The organism is Nocardia pseudovaccinii NBRC 100343 (assembly GCF_001613225.1).
GTDB lineage: Bacteria > Actinomycetota > Actinomycetes > Mycobacteriales > Mycobacteriaceae > Nocardia > Nocardia pseudovaccinii.
Genome location: NZ_BDBY01000480.1, coordinates 1 through 1076, shown reverse-complemented (window position 1 = coordinate 1076; position 1076 = coordinate 1). Strand labels below are relative to the sequence as shown.

Genomic DNA, 1076 nt, shown 5'->3' with positions numbered 1-1076 from the left:
GCGGTTCCCTGAACGGCGGTCACCGCGGCGCGTCGGGGCGTCGGCGGCACACCGGCCGCCGGGGCGCATTTGGTTCTGTTCGCGTGTTCTGGCATCCGCTTTGGCGACGTGGTGGCACGCGGACTGTTCGGCTCTGGCCGCTTTTTCGTTCACAGGGCAGTGCTGGGCACGACGCCAGCCGTCCCCGACTTGCTCTCCCGCAGCTCGCCGACGAATCGGCCGGCATGGTTCGTGGGGCCTGGCTGTGGTTGCTTTCTACAGCCATCAACTCATCCCTGCCCGAAGCCCTTTCGCTATTTCGGCTTGTTCCGACGCTGGAAGATCTGCCGCCACGTACATAGCTGAGAAAGTCGGTTGATCAGCGGGATAGTTGCTCCTAGCGTCGTCCTTCAAGCACCATTCCCCGGTCACCCGGCCCCCAAAACCAACGATCACGCTGGCTGGACTGTTATCCCAGCAGAAGAGATAGCCGTCGTCATCCTCGAACGTGATGGCAGGCAAGAAGAAGTGCGTTGCACCTGAAACCTCAGGCACATCGGAGTTGCCGAAGTTCGTAGCAAAGACTGCCGTGTCCCACTGAGCTTCGGGCTTGAGCACCTTGCAAGGATTGGGCGCCGAGGCGAACTGTGTCCGGAAGGACGAGAAGTCACTGGCGACGGCCAAACTGTCAAGCCACTGGATCTCGTATATTGGCCTGTCATCGCCGTTCTCGATGTGCAGAATCCAACGCGGCCCTGCGCCATCTTCATGCCACTCCGCGCTAATACGTACGCGTTTGGCACGCCTGAGAGCCCGCCCCTCGGCCTTCTTTCGCTCTTCGGCCTCTTCCTTGACCCGCTCATTTTGGTTGTCCAGGGCGACCCAAACAGCCACGGTCACGGCAACGGACGAGATCAACGCGCTGATCCACGTTCCGACCGGCCCCCACTCCAGACCCCAGTCCAACGCTTGATTTAGGCATGCCGCTGCGAATCCGATACTCAGGATGGACACGACGAACACTGCTGCCCGAAGTTTCATACTCAACGCCTTCTGAAGCCCGGCTGACAATCCCAAATGAGTTGCGGCAGAAGTTT

Annotated in this window: 1 protein-coding gene; it reads right to left on the bottom strand. The window is 60.4% G+C overall.

The genetic code is table 11. The features are described from left to right. Positions 1–264 precede the first annotated feature (264 nt). Positions 265–1076: hypothetical protein (locus NP3_RS46020; protein ID WP_218025089.1), on the bottom strand; the 812-nt coding region annotated here is incomplete at its 5' end.